The 16,127-nt window shown below is 74.3% G+C and carries 17 protein-coding genes; 3 read left to right on the top strand and 14 right to left on the bottom strand.

Annotated elements, in window-relative coordinates; translation table 11 throughout:
* Window positions 1–31: 31 nt before the first annotated feature.
* From ACFYE3_RS13030 to ACFYE3_RS13015, 4 genes are all read right to left on the bottom strand, one after another.
* Entirely contained in the window at window positions 32–460 is a 429-nt protein-coding gene (locus ACFYE3_RS13030; RefSeq protein WP_368832492.1) for a universal stress protein, read from the bottom strand.
* Window positions 461–545: 85 nt separating this feature from the next.
* Window positions 546–974: a universal stress protein gene (locus ACFYE3_RS13025; RefSeq protein WP_387609830.1), complete on the bottom strand. Its 429-nt coding sequence runs from the start codon at window positions 972–974 to the stop codon at window positions 546–548.
* Window positions 975–1,050: 76 nt separating this feature from the next.
* The gene (locus ACFYE3_RS13020; RefSeq protein WP_368832494.1) at window positions 1,051–1,482 is read right to left on the bottom strand and encodes a universal stress protein; all 432 of its coding nucleotides are present in this window, start codon (window positions 1,480–1,482) and stop codon (window positions 1,051–1,053) included.
* A gap of 154 nt (window positions 1,483–1,636) precedes the next feature.
* Complete coding sequence (locus ACFYE3_RS13015; RefSeq protein WP_387609828.1) at window positions 1,637–2,053, bottom strand: Hsp20/alpha crystallin family protein; 417 nt, start codon at window positions 2,051–2,053, stop codon at window positions 1,637–1,639.
* Window positions 2,054–2,339: 286 nt separating this feature from the next.
* Between ACFYE3_RS13015 and ACFYE3_RS13010 the strand changes: the two genes are divergently transcribed.
* A complete protein-coding gene (locus ACFYE3_RS13010) occupies window positions 2,340–2,858 on the top strand; it encodes a hypothetical protein (RefSeq protein ID WP_387609827.1) in 519 nt (172 codons plus the stop codon).
* 19 nt (window positions 2,859–2,877) lie between these two features.
* Here ACFYE3_RS13010 and ACFYE3_RS13005 read toward each other — a convergent pair whose 3' ends face one another.
* Window positions 2,878–4,203, bottom strand: a complete 1,326-nt coding sequence (locus ACFYE3_RS13005; protein WP_387609824.1) for an erythromycin esterase family protein — start codon at window positions 4,201–4,203, stop codon at window positions 2,878–2,880.
* Window positions 4,200–5,555 carry a phosphoribosyltransferase family protein gene (locus ACFYE3_RS13000; protein WP_387610032.1) on the bottom strand — a complete coding sequence of 452 codons (1,356 nt, stop codon included), beginning with the start codon at window positions 5,553–5,555 and terminating at the stop codon, window positions 4,200–4,202. Before ACFYE3_RS13000 ends, ACFYE3_RS13005 begins: the two co-directional genes overlap by 4 nt.
* Before the next feature lie 272 nt (window positions 5,556–5,827).
* Here ACFYE3_RS13000 and ACFYE3_RS12995 point away from each other — a divergent pair, with 272 nt between their 5' ends.
* On the top strand, window positions 5,828–6,406 hold the full coding sequence (locus tag ACFYE3_RS12995; RefSeq protein WP_387609822.1) for a hypothetical protein: 579 nt from the start codon (window positions 5,828–5,830) through the stop codon (window positions 6,404–6,406).
* A gap of 24 nt (window positions 6,407–6,430) precedes the next feature.
* Here the strand turns inward: ACFYE3_RS12995 and ACFYE3_RS12990 are convergent, their stop codons facing one another.
* Genes ACFYE3_RS12990 through ACFYE3_RS12970 form a run of 5 tightly spaced genes read right to left on the bottom strand, consistent with a single transcriptional unit; the run spans window position 6,431 to window position 10,726 of the window.
* A complete protein-coding gene (locus tag ACFYE3_RS12990) occupies window positions 6,431–7,477 on the bottom strand; it encodes an enoyl-CoA hydratase/isomerase family protein (RefSeq protein ID WP_387609819.1) in 1,047 nt (348 codons plus the stop codon).
* Between the two features lie 40 nt (window positions 7,478–7,517).
* Complete coding sequence (locus ACFYE3_RS12985; RefSeq protein WP_387609817.1) at window positions 7,518–8,342, bottom strand: glycerophosphodiester phosphodiesterase family protein; 825 nt, start codon at window positions 8,340–8,342, stop codon at window positions 7,518–7,520.
* A 10-nt stretch (window positions 8,343–8,352) separates the two neighbouring features.
* Window positions 8,353–9,231 (bottom strand): HAD family hydrolase, encoded by an 879-nt coding sequence (locus tag ACFYE3_RS12980; protein ID WP_387609814.1) that lies wholly within the window; start codon window positions 9,229–9,231, stop codon window positions 8,353–8,355.
* 14 nt (window positions 9,232–9,245) lie between these two features.
* Window positions 9,246–9,764, bottom strand: a complete 519-nt coding sequence (locus ACFYE3_RS12975; RefSeq protein WP_387609811.1) for a YbhB/YbcL family Raf kinase inhibitor-like protein — start codon at window positions 9,762–9,764, stop codon at window positions 9,246–9,248.
* A 32-nt stretch (window positions 9,765–9,796) separates the two neighbouring features.
* Entirely contained in the window at window positions 9,797–10,726 is a 930-nt protein-coding gene (locus ACFYE3_RS12970) for a carbohydrate kinase family protein (protein WP_387609808.1), read from the bottom strand.
* A 212-nt stretch (window positions 10,727–10,938) separates the two neighbouring features.
* Here ACFYE3_RS12970 and ACFYE3_RS12965 point away from each other — a divergent pair, with 212 nt between their 5' ends.
* Window positions 10,939–12,390, top strand: a complete 1,452-nt coding sequence (locus tag ACFYE3_RS12965; protein ID WP_387609805.1) for a glyceraldehyde-3-phosphate dehydrogenase — start codon at window positions 10,939–10,941, stop codon at window positions 12,388–12,390.
* 126 nt (window positions 12,391–12,516) lie between these two features.
* Here the strand turns inward: ACFYE3_RS12965 and ACFYE3_RS12960 are convergent, their stop codons facing one another.
* The 3 genes from ACFYE3_RS12960 to ACFYE3_RS12950 form a co-directional block, all read right to left on the bottom strand.
* Window positions 12,517–13,836 carry a M18 family aminopeptidase gene (locus ACFYE3_RS12960; protein WP_387609803.1) on the bottom strand — a complete coding sequence of 440 codons (1,320 nt, stop codon included), beginning with the start codon at window positions 13,834–13,836 and terminating at the stop codon, window positions 12,517–12,519.
* A gap of 9 nt (window positions 13,837–13,845) precedes the next feature.
* Window positions 13,846–14,949 (bottom strand): CPBP family intramembrane glutamic endopeptidase, encoded by a 1,104-nt coding sequence (locus tag ACFYE3_RS12955; protein WP_387609800.1) that lies wholly within the window; start codon window positions 14,947–14,949, stop codon window positions 13,846–13,848.
* A 64-nt stretch (window positions 14,950–15,013) separates the two neighbouring features.
* Window positions 15,014–16,075 carry a Gfo/Idh/MocA family protein gene (locus ACFYE3_RS12950; protein WP_387609798.1) on the bottom strand — a complete coding sequence of 354 codons (1,062 nt, stop codon included), beginning with the start codon at window positions 16,073–16,075 and terminating at the stop codon, window positions 15,014–15,016.
* Window positions 16,076–16,127 lie beyond the last annotated feature (52 nt).

The raw sequence follows: 16,127 nt of genomic DNA, 5'->3' as shown, positions 1-16,127 counted from the left end.
GGGCGCCGTGCCCTTCCGGTCCCGGGCCGCCTCAGTGCCGGACCACGAGCACCGGGCAGTGGGCGTAGGAGATGCACGCGTGGGACACCGAGCCCAGGGCCGAGCCGAGCAGCCCGCCGCGGCCGCGCCGGCCGAGCACGAGCAGCTGCGCGGTCTCGCTCTCCGCGATGAGCCGGCCCGCCGGGCGCCCGTGCGTGACCGTGGTGGTCAGGCGGTCGGGGACGTCCTCCCCGAAGACGGCCGCGACCGTGCGCGCGAGGATCCGCTCGTGGTTGGCGCGCAGCGCCTCCTCGTCGACGAGGAGCTCGGCGTCCAGCACGGTGGGGTCCCCCGCGCACGCGATCGCCTCGAGCGGGGCGTCGAGGGCCTCCGCGAGTCGCGCGGCGAGCCGCAGGGCCTCCATCGAGGACTCCGAGCCGTCGATCCCCACGAGGATCCGCTGGTCCGTCGGTGCACTCATGACCGAACCTCCTTGTCCGGGCCGGCTGCCGGGAGCCGGCCTGTCGGTGCCGCGTGGCCCGCGCCGGGTGGCCGGCGCCGGCCCGTCAGTGCCGGACGACCAGCACCGGGCAGTGGGCGTGGGCGATGCACGCGTTGGAGACGGAGCCCAGGGCCGAGCCCCGCAGGCCGCCGTGGCCGCGGCGTCCGAGCACGAGCATCAGGGCATTCTCGCTCTCCTCGACCAGGCGGGCCGCGGCCCGCCCGTGGAGCAGCTCGGCGTGCACGTGCGCCGGGACGTCGCCGCCGTACACGTCGGCGAGCGTCGACCGGAGCTGCTCCTCGCTGCCGGCCGGTGGCCGGCCCGGGTCGACGGTCTGCCAGCCCTCGATGAGGGGCGGTCCCTGCCAGAACATGAGGGCGACCAGCGGGACGTCCAGGGCCCGCGCGATCCTGTCCCCCGTGCGGAGGGCCTCCTTCGAGGAGTCCGATCCGTCGATCCCGACGAGGATCCGCTGCTGCGACGGTGCGTCCATGGTCCAGCTCCTTCGTTCCGGCGCCCGCGGGCCGGGCCCGGGGCGCGCTCCGTCCGCCAGGAACCCGGCGGACCGCTCAGTGCCGCACCACGAGGACGGGGCACTTGGCGTGGGAGACGAGGGCCGAGGAGACGGAGCCGAGGATCATCCCGAGCACCCCGCCCGTGCCCCGCCGGCCCACCACCAGCATCCGGGCGTCCTCGCTCTCCTCGATGAGCCGGGCGGCGGCCTGACCGCGCAGGAGCCGGGTGGTGAGGTTCTCCGGGCGCTGCTCCCCGAAGACCTCGGCGAGCGTGCTCTCGAAGAGCTGCTCGCTGCCGCGGCGGAACTCCTCGGGGTCCACCACGCGGTAGCTCTCGTAGAGCAGCGGGTCCTCCCAGCACATGACGGCCTCGAGCGGCGCACCCAGGGCCTCGGCGAGCCGCACTCCCTCCCGGAGCGCGGCCTTGGACGAACCGGACCCGTCGACTCCCACGACGATCCGGCCTCCTGACGACGGCTCGCCCATGGTGTTCCCCCTTGTTCCCGGCGGGCCGGCCGGTCCGCCTGTCTCCACGATAGGACTCGGTGGTGGCCGTCACAACGGATCCTCTGCCCCGTGGCCCGCGTGACGGCCGGCACCGACCCGGGCCGACCGCCGCTGCGCAGGTGGCGCGGCCTCCTCAGCCGCGGGTCACCTGGATCTTCTTGGTGGCGGGCGGCTCGACGTGCCCGGCGACGGGGACGCGGACCTCGAGCACGCCGTCGCGGTAGGCGGCGCTGATGTCCTCGTCCCGGCACCCGGCCGGCAGGGGCAGGGTGCGGGTGAACGAGCCGTAGCGGAACTCGGAGCGGTAGCTGCCCTTGTCCTTGTGCTCGATCCGCTCCCGGCGCTCGGCCCGCAGGTGGAGCACGTCCTCGGCCACGGTGAGCTCCACGTCCTGCTCGGGGTCGATGCCGGGCAGCTCCGCCCGGATCACCACCGTGTCACCGTCCCGGTACTCCTCCACGCGGGGCCAGGACGCCTCGACGTCCCCCTCCAGGAGGCGTCGGAGGGGCTCGAGCATCTCCAGCCCCTCCCTGCGCATCAATCCGGCCATGACCTGACTCCTTCCCGTGGCACCCGTTCCGCGGCGGCGACCCGGGGCGTCGGCCCGGCCGTCCGGGGAGACGGGTGCGGTCCGCCTCGACCCTTCCAGGGTAGACACCGCCGACCGGGCGCGTAAGGGCCGCGGGGTCCGGGACGCATGATGACGAAGGCCCGTTCCGCCGGTCCCGGCGGCACTGGATTCGCCGGTGCGACAGGGCGATAATCGGGGCATCCCCACGGGTCCTGCCGCCTTCCGGCGACCACCCCGGGGACCGGCACAGATCGAGGTGTCCGCCGTGGACAACAACGTGATGAAGATCGTCTACACGTTCTTCCTGGGGGCCCTGCTGGCCCTGTTCGTGGGCCTGGGGATCCAGACCTTCCATCCGGGGCCGGAGATGCCGGAGCCGACCGCGGGGGCGGAGGTCGTGCCCGGCGGAAGCACCCCGACCGAGGAACAGCGCGAGGAGATGGAGGAGAACGAGCGGCAGTGGCAGCAGTGGCAGGAGGAGCAGCAGAGCTACAGCCGCAACGTGGCGGTCGTCGCCCTGGGCGCGTCCGTGGTGCTGCTCGGCCTCAGCCTCGTGCTCGAGAAGCGCAACAGGGTGCTGACCAACGGGGTCATGCTGGGCGGGCTGTTCACCCTGCTCTACGCCATCGGCCGCAGCTTCGCCTCCAGCGAGACCACCATGACGTTCGTCGCCGTGAGCGTGGGCCTGGCCGTGGTGCTGCTCCTGGGCCACCGCCGGTTCTTCCAGGACCCTCCCGCGGAGAAGGCGCCCGAGGAGGCGCGACGGGAGCAGACCGGCGTCTGAGCCGCCCCGCCGGGACGCCTCAGAAGCCCGTCGGCTCGGTCTCCAGCTCCGGCTCCTCGGGCGGGGCCTCACGGTGCAGGGGCCGCAGCGCGGCGGTCGTCCCGCACCACAGCAGCGCGTCGTAGCGCTCCCCCATGCGGGTGGGCACGTAGTTGCCGGCCTCGCGCCACGGGTGGTAGACCACCCCGATGGCCCGGTGGCCGAACCTCCCGGAGAGCCAGGGCCCGGAGCGGTCGCGGCCGAAGACGAGCACCGCGGCCTCCTCCAGGGCCCGGTGCAGGAGGTCCTCGTGGCTGCCGGGACGCGCCTCCGGGACGGCGACGACCTCCTCGGCCGCGCCCCACGACCCCGCCGCGACCACCGACCCGGCCCAGGAGGCGAGGCCCACGAGCACCACCTCGTGCGGCGCGTGGCGCTCGCGCAGCAGCTGCCCCACGTTGACCAGCCCGGCGTCGAACATGTCGGTGGCCCGGGCGTCCCCCACGTGGGAGTTGTGCTCCCACACCAGGCCCTTGGCGCCGGGCCCGTGGTGGCGGGAGAGCAGGTCGGCGGTGTCCGCCATGTGCTCGTCGCGCACGTTCCAGGACTGCCGGTCGCCCCGCACCATCGTCCGGTAGTAGCGCTCGGCGTCGACCGCGACCATGGCGTTGAGGGCGGCGTCGAACGCGGCGGGGTCCCCGGCGGCCCGGTCCATGGTGCGGCGGCGGACCTCGGCCAGGAGCGCGACGACGTCGGCCTCGCAGCTCTCGGGCACGATCCGCGTCCGCCACGCGTACCGGTGCGGGTCCTCGTGGAAGGGGACGAAGCACTGCCACGCCTGCAGCGCGGCGGGCAGGGCCTCGGGCGCGCTGGCCTCGAGCCAGCCGATGATCTCCCGCAGCGAGTCCCACAGCGAATAGACGTCCAGGCCGTAGAAGCCCACCTGCTCGTGGCCGGCCCGGCGGGCGTTCTCCTCCCGGAGCCAGTCGAGGAACTCGGCGACCTCCTCGTTCGCCCACATCCACGTGGGCCAGCGCTCGAAGCCCGCGAGGACACCGTGGGCGTCGAGGTCCTGGTCCGCCTCGCCGCGCACCCACCGGTTGAGCCGCCAGCAGTCCGGCCAGTCCCCCTCGACCCCGATCCAGGTGAAGCCGTGCTCCTCGATCAGCCGGCGGCTGAGCAGGGCCCGCCACCGGTAGTACTCGTGCGTGCCGTGGGACGCCTCCCCCACGCACACGAACCGGGCGCCGGCGCAGCGCGCGACGAGCGGGTCGAGGTCCTGCGCCCCCTCCAGCGGCTGCGCGAGGGAGCGGATCTCCGCGAGGACCCCGGCCTCCCGGGAGGGTCCGCGCCCGAGCGGGCTCACCGGGACGTCCCGTCGCCGTGCTCCCCGGCCGGGGGGAGGTGGCGCAGGAACCAGTCCCGGGCCAGACCGGCGGCCTCGGCGAGCGTGCCGGGCTCCTCGAAGAGGTGCGTGGCGCCCTCCACGACGGCCAGCCGGGTGGGGCAGCGCATCGACTCCTGCGCCCACCGGTTGAGATCGAGCACCTCGGAGTCCTCGCCGCCGACGATCAGCAGGGTGGGCGCCTGCACCGAGCGCAGCCGCTCGTCCGCGAGGTCGGGGCGGCCCCCGCGGGAGACCACGGCCGCGATCGACGCGCCGGGCTCGGCCGCGGCCCACAGGGCGGCGCCGGCACCCGTGCTCGCCCCGAAGTACCCGACCGGGGACGTCGCGGAACCGGGCTGCTCGCGCAACCACGCCGTGGCCAGGAGCAGCCGCTCGGCGAGCAGGACGATGTCGAAGACGTTGCCGCGGTCCGTCTCCTCCCCGGGGGTGAGCAGGTCGAGCAGCAGGGTGCCGAGTCCCGCCTGCTGCAGCACGGAGGCCACGTACTGGTTCCGCGGGCTGTGCCGGCTGCTGCCGCTGCCGTGGGCGAAGACCACCACCCCGGCGCCGGGCCCCGGCAGGTGCAGGTGCGCCGCGAGCTGCTCGCCCCCGGCCGGGATGCGCACGTCGGCGTCGACCGGATAGCCGTGGGCGGCCTGCCCCGCCCGGGACGGCGGGGGCAGCTCCGGCTGGTGGCGGCGCCGGGCGGCGTCGAGCAGGGCCACCACCTCGGCGTCCTCCGTGGCGGAGAAGTCCCGGTAGTGGTAGCCGACGGCCGTGAAGTACGGGGGCGTCGCGAGACAGATCACCTCGTCCGCCTCGACCACCCGGCCCAGGGCCTCCTGCGGAGCCACCGGGACGGCCAGCACCACGCGCGCGGCGCCCAGCTGGCGGGCGATCCGGCAGGCCACGCGGGCCGTGGAGCCGGTGGCGATGCCGTCGTCGACGACCAGGGCGGTGCGCCCGGTGAGGTCGACCCGTTCCCGGCCCTCCCGGAAGCGCGCCGTCCGGGCCTCGAGCACGGCCCGCTCCCGCGCCTCGATCTGCTCGAGCTGCGCGTCCGTCACCCCGAAGTACTGCAGGGTCCGCTCGTCGAGCACGCGGGCGCCCTCTTCTCCGATGGCGCCCATGGCCAGCTCGGGCTGGGAGGGGACCCCCAGTTTGCGCACCACGATGACGTCCAGCGGCGCGTCGAGGACACGGGCCACCTCGTGGGCCACGGGCACCCCGCCGCGGGGCAGCCCCAGCACCACCACGTCCTGCCCGCGCAGGGACCTCAGCCGCTTCCCCAGCTGCCGCCCGGCCTCGACCCTGTTCTCGAAGACCACCATGGTCCCCACCGCCTCTCCGGCAGGCGCGCGGCCCACCGCCCCTCCGGTGCTCCCCCGGCTCCGCCCACGCCCTCGGGTCCCGCGGGCCGCGGTGGAGAACTCCAGCGTAGGCAGGCGGGGAAGGCTGTGGAAGGCCCGCGGGCCAGGTGACGGCCGTGGACAACGGCCCGGGTCCGCCCCACAATGTGAGCACGCCCCGGCGGCCGGCCGGCCGCGGTCCCGGGCGCCCTGGACGGACGTCCCGCACCGGCGGGGGAAACGGAGCACGCCGCATGAAGGACCGCCCGGAGAACAGCGCCGCGGACCGCGCGGACGGCAGGATCACGCGGACGGTCTACACGTTCTTCCTCGGGCTGCTGCTGGCCCTGTCCGTGGGTCTCGGCATCGCCACCGTCCATCCCGGCCCGCAGGAGCCCGCGCCACCCCCGGCGATCGCGGCGGCGAGGGAGTCCCGCGAGCTCGCCCCGGAGGAGCAGCAGCAGTGGGCGGCATACGCGCGCGAGCGGGAGACCTGGGAGGACAGGTCCATGCGGCACAGCCGCGACGTCGGCCTGGTCGCCCTGGTCGCCTCCGTCGTGCTGCTGGCCGTGAGCCTGGCCGTGGAGCGGCGCAGGCCGGTGCTCGCCCACGGCGTGCTGCTCGGCGGCCTGTTCACGCTGCTCCACAGCGTGGTCCGCAGCCTGATCTCGCAGGACACCGTCGCCGCGTTCGCCGTGGTCACCGTGGCGCTGGTCGTCGTGCTGTACCTCGGCTACCGCCGGTTCGTGGACCGGCCCACCGAGTCCGGTGACCCGTGGGGCCCGCCCCGCGTGGTGGTCAGCGACAACGGGAAGCACCCGTCCCGCCGCTGAGCGCGCCGGGTGCGGGCCGGCCGGTCAGAGGGGCAGCGGCAGCTTCTCGTCGAGCACGGCCCGGACGGCCGCGACGTCGACGTCCGTGACGGAGGCGTGCTCCCAGTCCGGCCGGTTGTCCTTGTCCACGAGGACCGCCCGCACGCCCTCGGCGAAGTCGGGGCGCGCGATCGTGTCCGCGGCGAGGCGCAGCTCCCGCTCGAGGCAGGAGCGGACGCTGTCGTCGGCCGCCCCGCGCTCGAGCAGCTCGAAGGTGCGCACCAGCGAGGAGGGGCTCATTCCCGCGAGGTCCTCCGGCGCGGCGGCGACGATCTCCTCGAGGGTCGGGGCGCCGTAGCGCTCCTCGATCTGCTCCCACCGCGCCACCACGGAGGACGGCTCGGGCTCGCGCGCGAAGCGGGACAGGGCGTCCTCCGGGCCCTCCTCCACCACGGCCCCGGCGAGGGCCTCGAAGTCCTCGTCCGCCACGAGGACGTCGGCCAGCCCGAGGGCGACGGCGTCCGCGCCGCTGACCCGCTGCCCGCCGAGGGCGAGCCAGCGGCCCACGGCCAGGCCCTGCTCGCCGCGGCGGTCCGGCCGGGAGACGCGCGGCAGGAACCAGGAGGCGCCGATGTCGGTGAAGAAGCCGATCTTCGTCTCGGGCATCGCCATGACCGTCGAGGGGCCCACCACACGGTGGGACCCGTGCACGGAGATGCCCATGCCGCCGCCCATGCAGATCCCGTTCATGAGCGCCACGTAGGGCTTCGGGTAGTCCGCGATCAGGCAGTCGAGGGCGTACTCGACGGCGAACACCCCGGTGGCCTCCTCCGTCAGCCCGCCGAGCACGGCGTCGCGGACCTCGCGGATGTCACCGCCGGCGCACCACGCCCGCGGCGAGGCGGAGGTGACGAGCACGTGGCGCACGGCGTCGTCCTCGCGCCACGCGTCGAGCGCGGCCTTGAGGGCGCGGTACATCTGCGCGGTCAGCGCGTTGAGCTGACGGGGCCGGTTGAGCACGATGTGCCCGGTGCCGTTGCGGACCTCGGTCAGGACGTGCTGCGCGGTGCCGGTCGTGGCGGTGTCGGTCATGGCTCCCACCCTGCCACGGGCGGGGCCGCCGTGTCATGGCTCACACGCCCGCGGGCGGCCACTGTCCCCGCTGGGCCAGGAGCGCGGCGAGCAGGTCGGCCCGGTCGGTGACGATCCCGTCGACCCCGAGCTCGAGCAGCTCGGCCATCTCCGCCGTCTCGTTGACGGTCCACACGTGCACGTCGATGCCGTGCCGGTGGGCGAAGCCCAGGAAGCGAGGCGTCACGAGCTGGACCTCCGTACCGACCCGCAGCCGGTAGCGGCGGGGGATCTGCACCGTGTCGAACGGCTCGATCCACCGGGCGGCCGCCCGCCGGGCGAGACGCCAGCTGGGCCCGCCCAGCCACGAGCACACGAGCAGCAGGCGCATCCCCTCCTTGCCGGAGGACGTGGGCACGGTCCGGCCGTCGAGCTCGCGGATCCGCCGCAGCGTGCGGCGCCGGCGGCTCTCGGAGAAGGAGGTCACCCGCACCCGGTCCACGGCGCCGAGCTCGTGGAGCAGCACCGGCAGGGCCGCCACGGACGCCTCGTCCTTGACGTCCACGTTGAACTTCAGCTCGGGGAACTCCGTGAGCAGGTCCGAGAACCGCGGGATGCGCCCGGCGCCGGCGACGCGCTCGGCGCTGATCTGCGCCCAGGTCAGCGAGGAGACCCTCCCGCTGCCGCCGGTGACGCGGTCGAGGGTCTCGTCGTGGAAGGACAGGACCACGCCGTCGGCCGTCGTGTTGACGTCCGTCTCGATCCACTCGTAGCCGAGGTCCCGGGCCGCACGGAAGGCGTCGAGGGTGTTCTCGGCCCCGTCCCGGCAGAAACCGCGGTGGGCCAGGGCTGCGGGGGTGTCGCGCCGGCGCGCTGGAGGGGTCACCCCCCTATTGTTACCCCGTGGTAGCAGTTTGTCCCGCCCATGACGCACCAGGTCGGCGGCGGCGCAGCAGCGCCTCGATCACCTGGGCCACCCCGTCCTCCTCGAAGGGCGGAGCCACGCGGCCCACGGCGCGCGCGACCGCGGGGTGCCCGCTCGCCATCGCGTACCCGTGGGCGGCCCACGTGAGCATCTCGAGGTCGTTGGGCATGTCGCCGAAGGCCATCACCTCGTGCGGGCGGATGCCGCGCTGGGCCGCGTACTGCTCGAGGGTGCGAGCCTTGGTGAGGCCCTTCTGGCCCATCTCCACGAGCGGGGCCGCCGCCACGGAGTGCGTCACGGACAGCCTGCCCGCCACGAGCTCGGCGAGCGCCCGGAAGTACTCCTGCGGGTCGGCGGTGTCCAGCTTGGCCAGGAACTTCACGAGCCCCTGGCCCTCCGGCACCCGCTCCCGCAGGGCCCCGACCAGGGGGTCGCCGATCTCCATCCGGTCGGTGCGGGCCCATCCGTGGTCCGTGAAGACGCCCTCGAGCGTCTCCGCCGCGAACAGCGTGCCGGGGTGCCGGGCCGCGACCTCGTCCATGACCGCGAAGGCGTCCCGGGCCGGGAACAGGCTCGACTCCACGACCAGGTCCGCCCTGAGGTCGTAGACCACCGCCCCGTTCGAGCAGATGACCACGCCCTCGTGGCCCAGCTGCTCGCGCAGGGGGTCGAGCCAGCGCATGGGCCGGCCCGTCACGAACACCACGTGGATGCCGCTGTCCTGGGCGGCGCGGATCGCGTCGACGGTGCGCGGGCGGAAGCGGAAGTCGTGCCCCAGGACGGTGCCGTCGAGGTCGCTGGCGATCATCCTGATCGGCGCCGCTGCGGGGACCTCCGGATCGGGGCTCACGGGTGTTCTGCCAACTACGCCTCGTGGATCCCGGTGAGGCAGGCGCGGGCGATCCCGGAGCTGAACAGCTGGAAGTTCACGACGGCGGGACTGGCGGTCTCGTCGACCTCGATCTGCTCGTCGGCCACCGCGGTCACGCACACGATGTAGCGGTGCGGCCCGTGGCCGGGGGGCGGGGCGGCCCCCACGTACTCGTCGGTGCCGCCGTCGTTGCGGTGCTTGACCGCCCCGGCGGGCGGGCCGGACGCCGCGCCGCGCTCGAGGGAGGTGACGTCGGCGGGGATGTTGGACAGGCACCAGTGCCAGAAGCCGCTGGGGGTGGGGGCGTCCGGGTCGAAGACCGTGACCACGTAGCTCATCGTGCCCTCCGGGGCGCCGGACCAGCTCAGCTGCGGGGACACGTCCTGGCCGCCGGCGCCCATGATGCCCGAGAGCTGGGCCGGGGCGAGCGGCCCGCCGTCGGCGATGTCCTCGGAGGTGAGGGTGAAGCTCGGCAGGTCGGGCAGGTCTGCGTACGGGTCGCGGTCGGGCACGGGCTCTCCTCCGGGTCGGGATCAGGAACGGGTCAGGGCGCGGGCAGCTCGTCCTTGCGGGGCAGGTCGGCGCCGGCGCGGGAGACCGTGACGCCGGCCGCCGCGGCGGCGTAGCGCAGCAGCTCGCCGACCTGCTCCTCGTCGAGGTTGTCGATCCGCTCGCGGGCCGGCGCGCCCGTGTAGCCGTGGTCGGTGAGCCAGGCGAGCAGCGCGGCCATGAAGGAGTCCCCCGCCCCTACGGTGTCCACGACCGTGGTGCGGGCGGCGGGCACCTCCACCCCGCGCGGACCGGTGGCGCGGGTGCGGGCCCAGGGCCCCAGGGGTCCCCTGGTGACGACGACGAGCTCCGCGCCGGCCTTGAGCCAGGCTCCGGCGCTCTCCTCGACGCTGCGGTGGGGGTACAGCCACAGGAGGTCCTCGTCCGAGGCCTTCACGACGTCGGCGAGGGCCACGAGCTGCTCGGCCCGGGCCCGCGCGTCCGAGGAGTCGGGGATGATGGACGGCCGGCAGTTGGGGTCGTAGGAGATCAGGGCCGTGCGGTGGGCCTGCTCCACGGCGTGCAGGACCTTCGAGGCCCCGGGCTCGAGCATCGCCCCGATCGAGCCGACGTGCAGCAGGGAGGTGTCCCGGAGCAGCTCGCCCAGCTGCTCGTCCGAGAGGTCCAGGGACCAGTCCAGCTGGAAGTCGTAGGTCGCGGCGCCGTCGTCCCCGATGACGGCCTCCGCCACGGACGTGGGCCGCGCGTCGGCCTCGAAGGGCAGGAGGACGCCGTTGTCCCGCAGGTGCGCCTCGACCTGCGTGCCGTACTCGTCCTCGCCGTAGCGGCCGAGGAACTGCACCTCGTGGCCGAGCCGGGCCAGGCCCACGGCCACGTTCATGGGGCTTCCCCCGGCGTGCGCGCGGGGCTCCTGGCCGCGCTTCGAGACCACGTCGACGAGCGCTTCACCGATGACCGTCAGCATGACCTCACGGTAGCACCCGCCGGTCCCTCCGCCCCCGGCGCCGGACCGGTCCGCCGGGCCCGTAACGGGGCCCTCCGCGCGCGCCCGTGCCCTTAGAATGGAAGGCGGCGTCCTGCGCGAACCGCAGCGGCGCGCGCACCCGACCGCGCAACGAGGCGCGGCACGTCACGGCCGGACACGATGACGTCCCCGGCCGAGGAAGAGAGTCATTCTTGAGCACTCCTGAAAGCTGGGCCGACCGCGAGGCACTCGCCGAGGGCATCGTCCCCCTGGTCGGACGCCTGCACCGTGAGAACAAGGTCGTGCCGACGGTCTACGGCCGCTCCCTCGTGCACAAGTCCGTCACCCAGATCATCAAGGCGCACCGCTTCGCTCGCCGCATCGACGGCGAGGAGCTGCCCCTCGAGGACACGACCCGCCTGCTCGAGGCCATGTCCGGGCTGAACCTCGGCACCTGCGCGGTGGACCTCGGCAAGCTCAACCGGCTCGCCCAGGAGTCGGACCAGGACCTCGAGGCGTTCCTGCGCGAGGAGCTCGCCCCCGTGGTGGACCGCAGGTCCCAGAACTCCCCGGAGTCCCAGGACGTGGTGCTCTACGGGTTCGGCCGCATCGGCCGCCTGCTCGCCCGCATCCTCATCAACCGCAACGACGGCACCGGCCTGAACCTGCGCGCCGTCGTGGTGCGCAAGAAGCCGGGCAACGACCTCGTCAAGCGGGCCTCCCTCCTGCGCCGCGACTCGGTGCACGGCAAGTTCGACGGGACCATCCACGTCGACGAGGAGAACGACGTCATCACGGCCAACGGGGTGGCCATCAAGTTCATCTACGCGAACGACCCCACCGAGATCGACTACACGGCCTACGGGATCGACAACGCGATCGTCGTGGACAACACGGGCGTGTGGCGCGACGAGGCCGGTCTCTCGAAGCACCTGCAGGCCAAGGGCGTGGCCAAGGTGCTGCTCACGGCGCCGGGCAAGGGCGACCTGAAGAACATCGTGTGCGGGGTCAACGACGACGTCATCACCGCGGAGGACACCATCCTGTCCGCCGCGTCCTGCACCACCAACGCGATCACCCCGGTCGTGAAGGTGCTCCACGACAAGTACGGCATCGCGCAGGGCCACGTGGAGACGGTCCACTCCTACACCAACGACCAGAACCTCATCGACAACTGGCACAAGGGCGACCGCCGGGGCCGCTCCGCCGCCCTGAACATGGTCATCACCGAGACCGGTGCCGCGAAGGCCGTGGCCAAGGCCCTGCCGGAGATGGCCGGGAAGCTGACGGGCAACGCGATCCGCGTCCCCACCCCGGACGTGTCCATGGCCATCCTCAACCTGCAGCTCGAGCAGGCCCCGGAGTCCGAGGACGCGGTCAACCAGTACCTGAAGGACATCTCGCTGAACTCGTCCCTGCGCAAGCAGATCGACTACACCGACTCCCCCGAGATCGTGTCCACCGACTTCGTGGGCTCCCGCCGCGCGGGCGTCGTCGACGGCCTCGCGACCATCGTCAACGGCAGCTCGCTGGTGCTCTACGTCTGGTACGACAACGAGTTCGGCTACTCCTGCCAGGTCGTGCGGGTGCTCGCCCGGATGGCCGACATCGCCATGCCGCAGTTCCCGGCCGAGCGGGTCGCGGTCGGCGCCGTCACCGGCTGATCCCGTCCCGACCGCGAGGGCCGTGGCCCGTCGGTGCGCCGCGCGCCGACGGGCCACGGCCCTCGCCGTGCCCGGGCACCGTGGCCCCGCCGGGACGCCCCGTCCCGGGGCCCGTCGTGCCGCGCGTCAGGCGGTGAAGAAGGCCCCCGCGACGGCCCCGAGGGCCGCGACGTCGTCCACGTGGCACAGTTCCCGGGCGGAGTGCATCGACAGCAGGCCGATGCCGACGTCGATGGTGCGCACGCCCAGCCGGGCGGCCGTGATGGGACCGATCGTGGACCCGCACGGCACCCGGTTGTTGGAGACGAACTCCTGGTAGCCCACTCCGGCGCGCGCGCAGGCCTCGGCCCAGATCCCGGCGCCCACGGCGTCCGTGGCGTAGTGCTGGTCCGCGTTGATCTTCAGCAGCGGCCCCGCCCCGGGCACCGGCCGGTTCACGGGGTCGTGGTGGCCCTGGTAGTTGGGGTGCACCAGGTGCCCGGCGTCGGCGGACAGGCACACGGACCCGGCCAGGGAGCGCCGGTGCTCGGCGGGAGAACGGCCCAGGCCCTCGCTGATGCGCACCAGCACGTCCTCGAGGAACGGCCCCGCGGCGCCGGAGCGGGTGCGGGAGCCGATCTCCTCGTGGTCGAACGCGGCGAGCACCGCGATGTGCCGGCCCTGCTCGACCGTCTCCGCCTCGCGGGCGAGGGCGCTCAGCCCGGCGTGCACGGAGGACAGGTTGTCCAGCCGCCCGGAGGCGAACAGCGTCCCGCCCTGCCCGAACACGGTGGGGGGCTGGGAGTCCGCCAGCACCACGTCGTAGCCGACGATCCGGGACGGGTCCACGGGCCCGCCGTCCACGTGCTCGGCCAGCAGCGCGAGGACGTCCGCGTCCTGCGGCTGCCCCACGCCCCAGACCGGCTGCACGTGCTGCTGCCGGTCGAGCTGCAGGCCCTTGTTGGCGTCGCGGTCCAGGTGGACGGCGAGCTGCGGGATGCGGGCCACGGGGCCGGTCGCGGTCAGGTGCTCGACCGGGGCGCCGTCCGTCCCGCGGACCACGAGCCGGCCCGCCAGTCGCAGCTCGCGGTCCAGCCACGAGTTCAGCAGCGCCCCGCCGTAGGTCTCGACCCCGGCCTGGTGCCAGGTGTGGGCCGTGGTGGTGGGCCGGGGCTTGAGCTTGAAGCCCGGCGAGTCGGTGTGCGCGCCGAGGATCCGGAACCCTGCCGCCGGCGGGACCTCCGCGGGGGTGGTCCATGCGACGACCGCCCCGTCGCGGAGCACGTAGCGCCTCCCGCGGACGCCGGTCCGGGTCCAGTCCTCCGTCTCGTCGAGGCGGACGAAGCCCGCCTCCTCCAGCCGGGAGGCGGCGGCGTGGGCCGCGTGGAAGGAGCTCGGCGACTCCATCACGTAGCGGCCGAGGTCCTCGACGGCGGACCGGGGGTCGACTGCGGTGCTCGGTTCCATGCCGTCAGTCTACGAAAGGGGCTGGGGCTCGGGTCCCGGCACCGGCCCCGCCCAGTGGCCGGGACAGGTCGGCGGGCCGGGGCACACCCAGGCACCGGGACCGTGGCCCGTCCGGCCGGGCCCGGTGCCGGCCGCGAGGCGGGCGGGCGTCCGCGGCGGGTGCACGGTCCGGGTCACCTCGACGCCGCGCCGGCGCGCGCCGCGGACCACGAGCCACGCGAAGAGCAGCTGCATGCCCGCCGAGATGGCGAGGGCCACCCAGGTCGACTCCTCGGCGTCGGGATCGGACAGGCCGAGGGCCCCGAAGAGCGTGGCGATCACGTTGTTGACCACGTGCAGGGCGATCGCCGCCTCGAGCCCGCCGGTGCGCCAGGTCAGCCAGCCGGCGACGACCGCCATGACCGCCACCGCCAGCAGCCCCCAGGTGTCGTACAGGTGCCCGAACGTGAACAGGGGCACCGGCAGCAGGATCGCGAACACGGGCCGGCGCAGCCACCGCCCCACGGTCTGCAGCAGGTAGCCCCGGAAGACGAGCTCCTCCGCCGCGCACTGCAGCGGGACCACCAGCACGATCATCGCGATCAGCCACCAGAAGCCCTCCACCGGCTGCGGGGCGGTCAGCGAGCCCAGCAGCGCGTACTCCACGAGGGCGGCGGCCGCGTGGCCGACCGCGTAGACCGCCAGGGCCACGAGGAGGCACCGGCCGAGGAGGCCCCACCGCAGCCGCCCCGTCACGGACAGCAGCAGCCCGAGGGGCCGGGGGCCCGTGATGGCCCGGGCCGCCAGCAGCGCCGGGATCATCAGGACCAGGGAGAAGAACAGCATGAAGAAGATCGCCGGGTCCATCATGTCCAGATCCGTGCCCGCGAGGAAGACCTCGTCCAGGGCCTCCTCGCCGCGCACGGCCAGGAGGCCCACGGCCCAGACGACGGCGAAGACGATCGTCAGCACCAGGTAGAAGGCCCCGAAGAGCAGCAGCTCCACGAGCGGCTTCCACCACCGGTGGTCGGGGTCGGCATGGGCCAGCCGGTGGTACGGGAGGAGCCGGGGGCCCGGGGCCGAGGAACCGTCGTCGAGGGATCCCTGTCTCCAGGGGGCGGCGCGCGTGGTCATGCCTCCCACGGTATCCGCAGCCGGCCCCGTCCGGGCGCACGGCGGGTCCGAGGACCCGGACCGCTCACGGGGTGTCGCTGGGGTAGTGCAGCCCCATCTGCCGGCGGGCCTCGTCGAGCAGGTCCAGCACGAGCACGGTGTCCGCGAGCGGCATGCGGGGGCTCTCGGTCAGGCCGGCCTGGACGCACCGGGTCACCTCCCGCAGCTCGTGGGCGAATCCGTGCCCGACGGCCCGGAAGCGCTCGGTGCGGGGCGCGGACCGCCCGGAGCGGACCACGAGCTCACCGGGGTGGTACAGGGGCGCCCCGGCGCGCAACCAGCCGTTCGTCCCGCTGATGGTGACCGTGCCCGGGCAGTCCGCCTCGATGGACGTGGTGAGGTGGGCGTGCGCGCCGTCGGCCCAGGTGAGGGACAGGCCGTTGTGCAGGTCCACGCCGTCCTCGTGGAGGGCGCCGTGGGCCGTGAGGCGGGCCGGTGCGCTGAGCACGGCGAGCGCCCAGGTGAGCGGGTACACGGCGAGGTCCAGCAGGGCTCCTCCGCCCGCCGCGCGGTCCCAGAGCCGGGACGCCGGGTCGTACGGCACCGGGGCGCCGAGGTCCGCCTGGAGCCAGCGGACCCGGCCGAGCTCACCGGAGCGGACGATCTCCAGGGCCCTCCCGAAGCTCGGCAGGAAGCGCGTCCACACCGCCTCCATCAGGAACAGCCCGCGGTCCCGGGCGAGCCCTCGCAGGTCCTCCGCCTCCCGGGCGTTGACGGTCAGGGGCTTCTCGCAGAGCACGTGCTTGCCGGCCTCCAGGGCAGCCCGGGCCACCGCGTGGTGCTGGGCGTGAGGCGTGGCGACGTAGACGACCTCCACGGCGGGGTCCGCGACGAGCCGCTGCCAGCCGGTGGCGCCGTCGTGGTCGTGGTGGCTCGTGCCCGCGCCGAAGCGCTCGGCGAAGGCGTCGGCGGAGGACCGGGAGCGGGAGCTGACCGCGGTGAGCACGGCGTCGTCGAGGAGCATCAGGTCCTCGACCACGCGGCCGGCGATCGACCCGGTGGCCACCACCCCCCAGTGCACGGGGCGGCCGGTCGCGGTGGCGGGGTCGTCGCCCGCCACGGGGGCGGGCGGAGCTGGAGGAGGCATGGTCGCCTTTCGGGCAGAGGGGCAGGGGACGCCGCCGACGGCGCCGGGGGCG

The organism is Kocuria arenosa, assembly GCF_042879215.1.
GTDB lineage: Bacteria > Actinomycetota > Actinomycetes > Actinomycetales > Micrococcaceae > Kocuria > Kocuria arenosa.
This window is presented reverse-complemented; position numbering and strand designations above follow the sequence as displayed.

Coding starts and splice junctions, on each gene's coding strand:
- ACFYE3_RS13030 (WP_368832492.1), bottom strand. CDS start 460: ATGAGTGCACCGACGGACCAGCGGATCCTCGTGGGGATCGACGGCTCG.
- ACFYE3_RS13025 (WP_387609830.1), bottom strand. CDS start 974: ATGGACGCACCGTCGCAGCAGCGGATCCTCGTCGGGATCGACGGATCG.
- ACFYE3_RS13020 (WP_368832494.1), bottom strand. CDS start 1,482: ATGGGCGAGCCGTCGTCAGGAGGCCGGATCGTCGTGGGAGTCGACGGG.
- ACFYE3_RS13015 (WP_387609828.1), bottom strand. CDS start 2,053: ATGGCCGGATTGATGCGCAGGGAGGGGCTGGAGATGCTCGAGCCCCTC.
- ACFYE3_RS13000 (WP_387610032.1), bottom strand. CDS start 5,555: ATGGTGGTCTTCGAGAACAGGGTCGAGGCCGGGCGGCAGCTGGGGAAG.
- ACFYE3_RS12995 (WP_387609822.1), top strand. CDS start 5,828: ATGAAGGACCGCCCGGAGAACAGCGCCGCGGACCGCGCGGACGGCAGG.
- ACFYE3_RS12990 (WP_387609819.1), bottom strand. CDS start 7,477: ATGACCGACACCGCCACGACCGGCACCGCGCAGCACGTCCTGACCGAG.
- ACFYE3_RS12970 (WP_387609808.1), bottom strand. CDS start 10,726: ATGCTGACGGTCATCGGTGAAGCGCTCGTCGACGTGGTCTCGAAGCGC.
- ACFYE3_RS12960 (WP_387609803.1), bottom strand. CDS start 13,836: ATGGAACCGAGCACCGCAGTCGACCCCCGGTCCGCCGTCGAGGACCTC.
- ACFYE3_RS12955 (WP_387609800.1), bottom strand. CDS start 14,949: ATGACCACGCGCGCCGCCCCCTGGAGACAGGGATCCCTCGACGACGGT.
- ACFYE3_RS12950 (WP_387609798.1), bottom strand. CDS start 16,075: ATGCCTCCTCCAGCTCCGCCCGCCCCCGTGGCGGGCGACGACCCCGCC.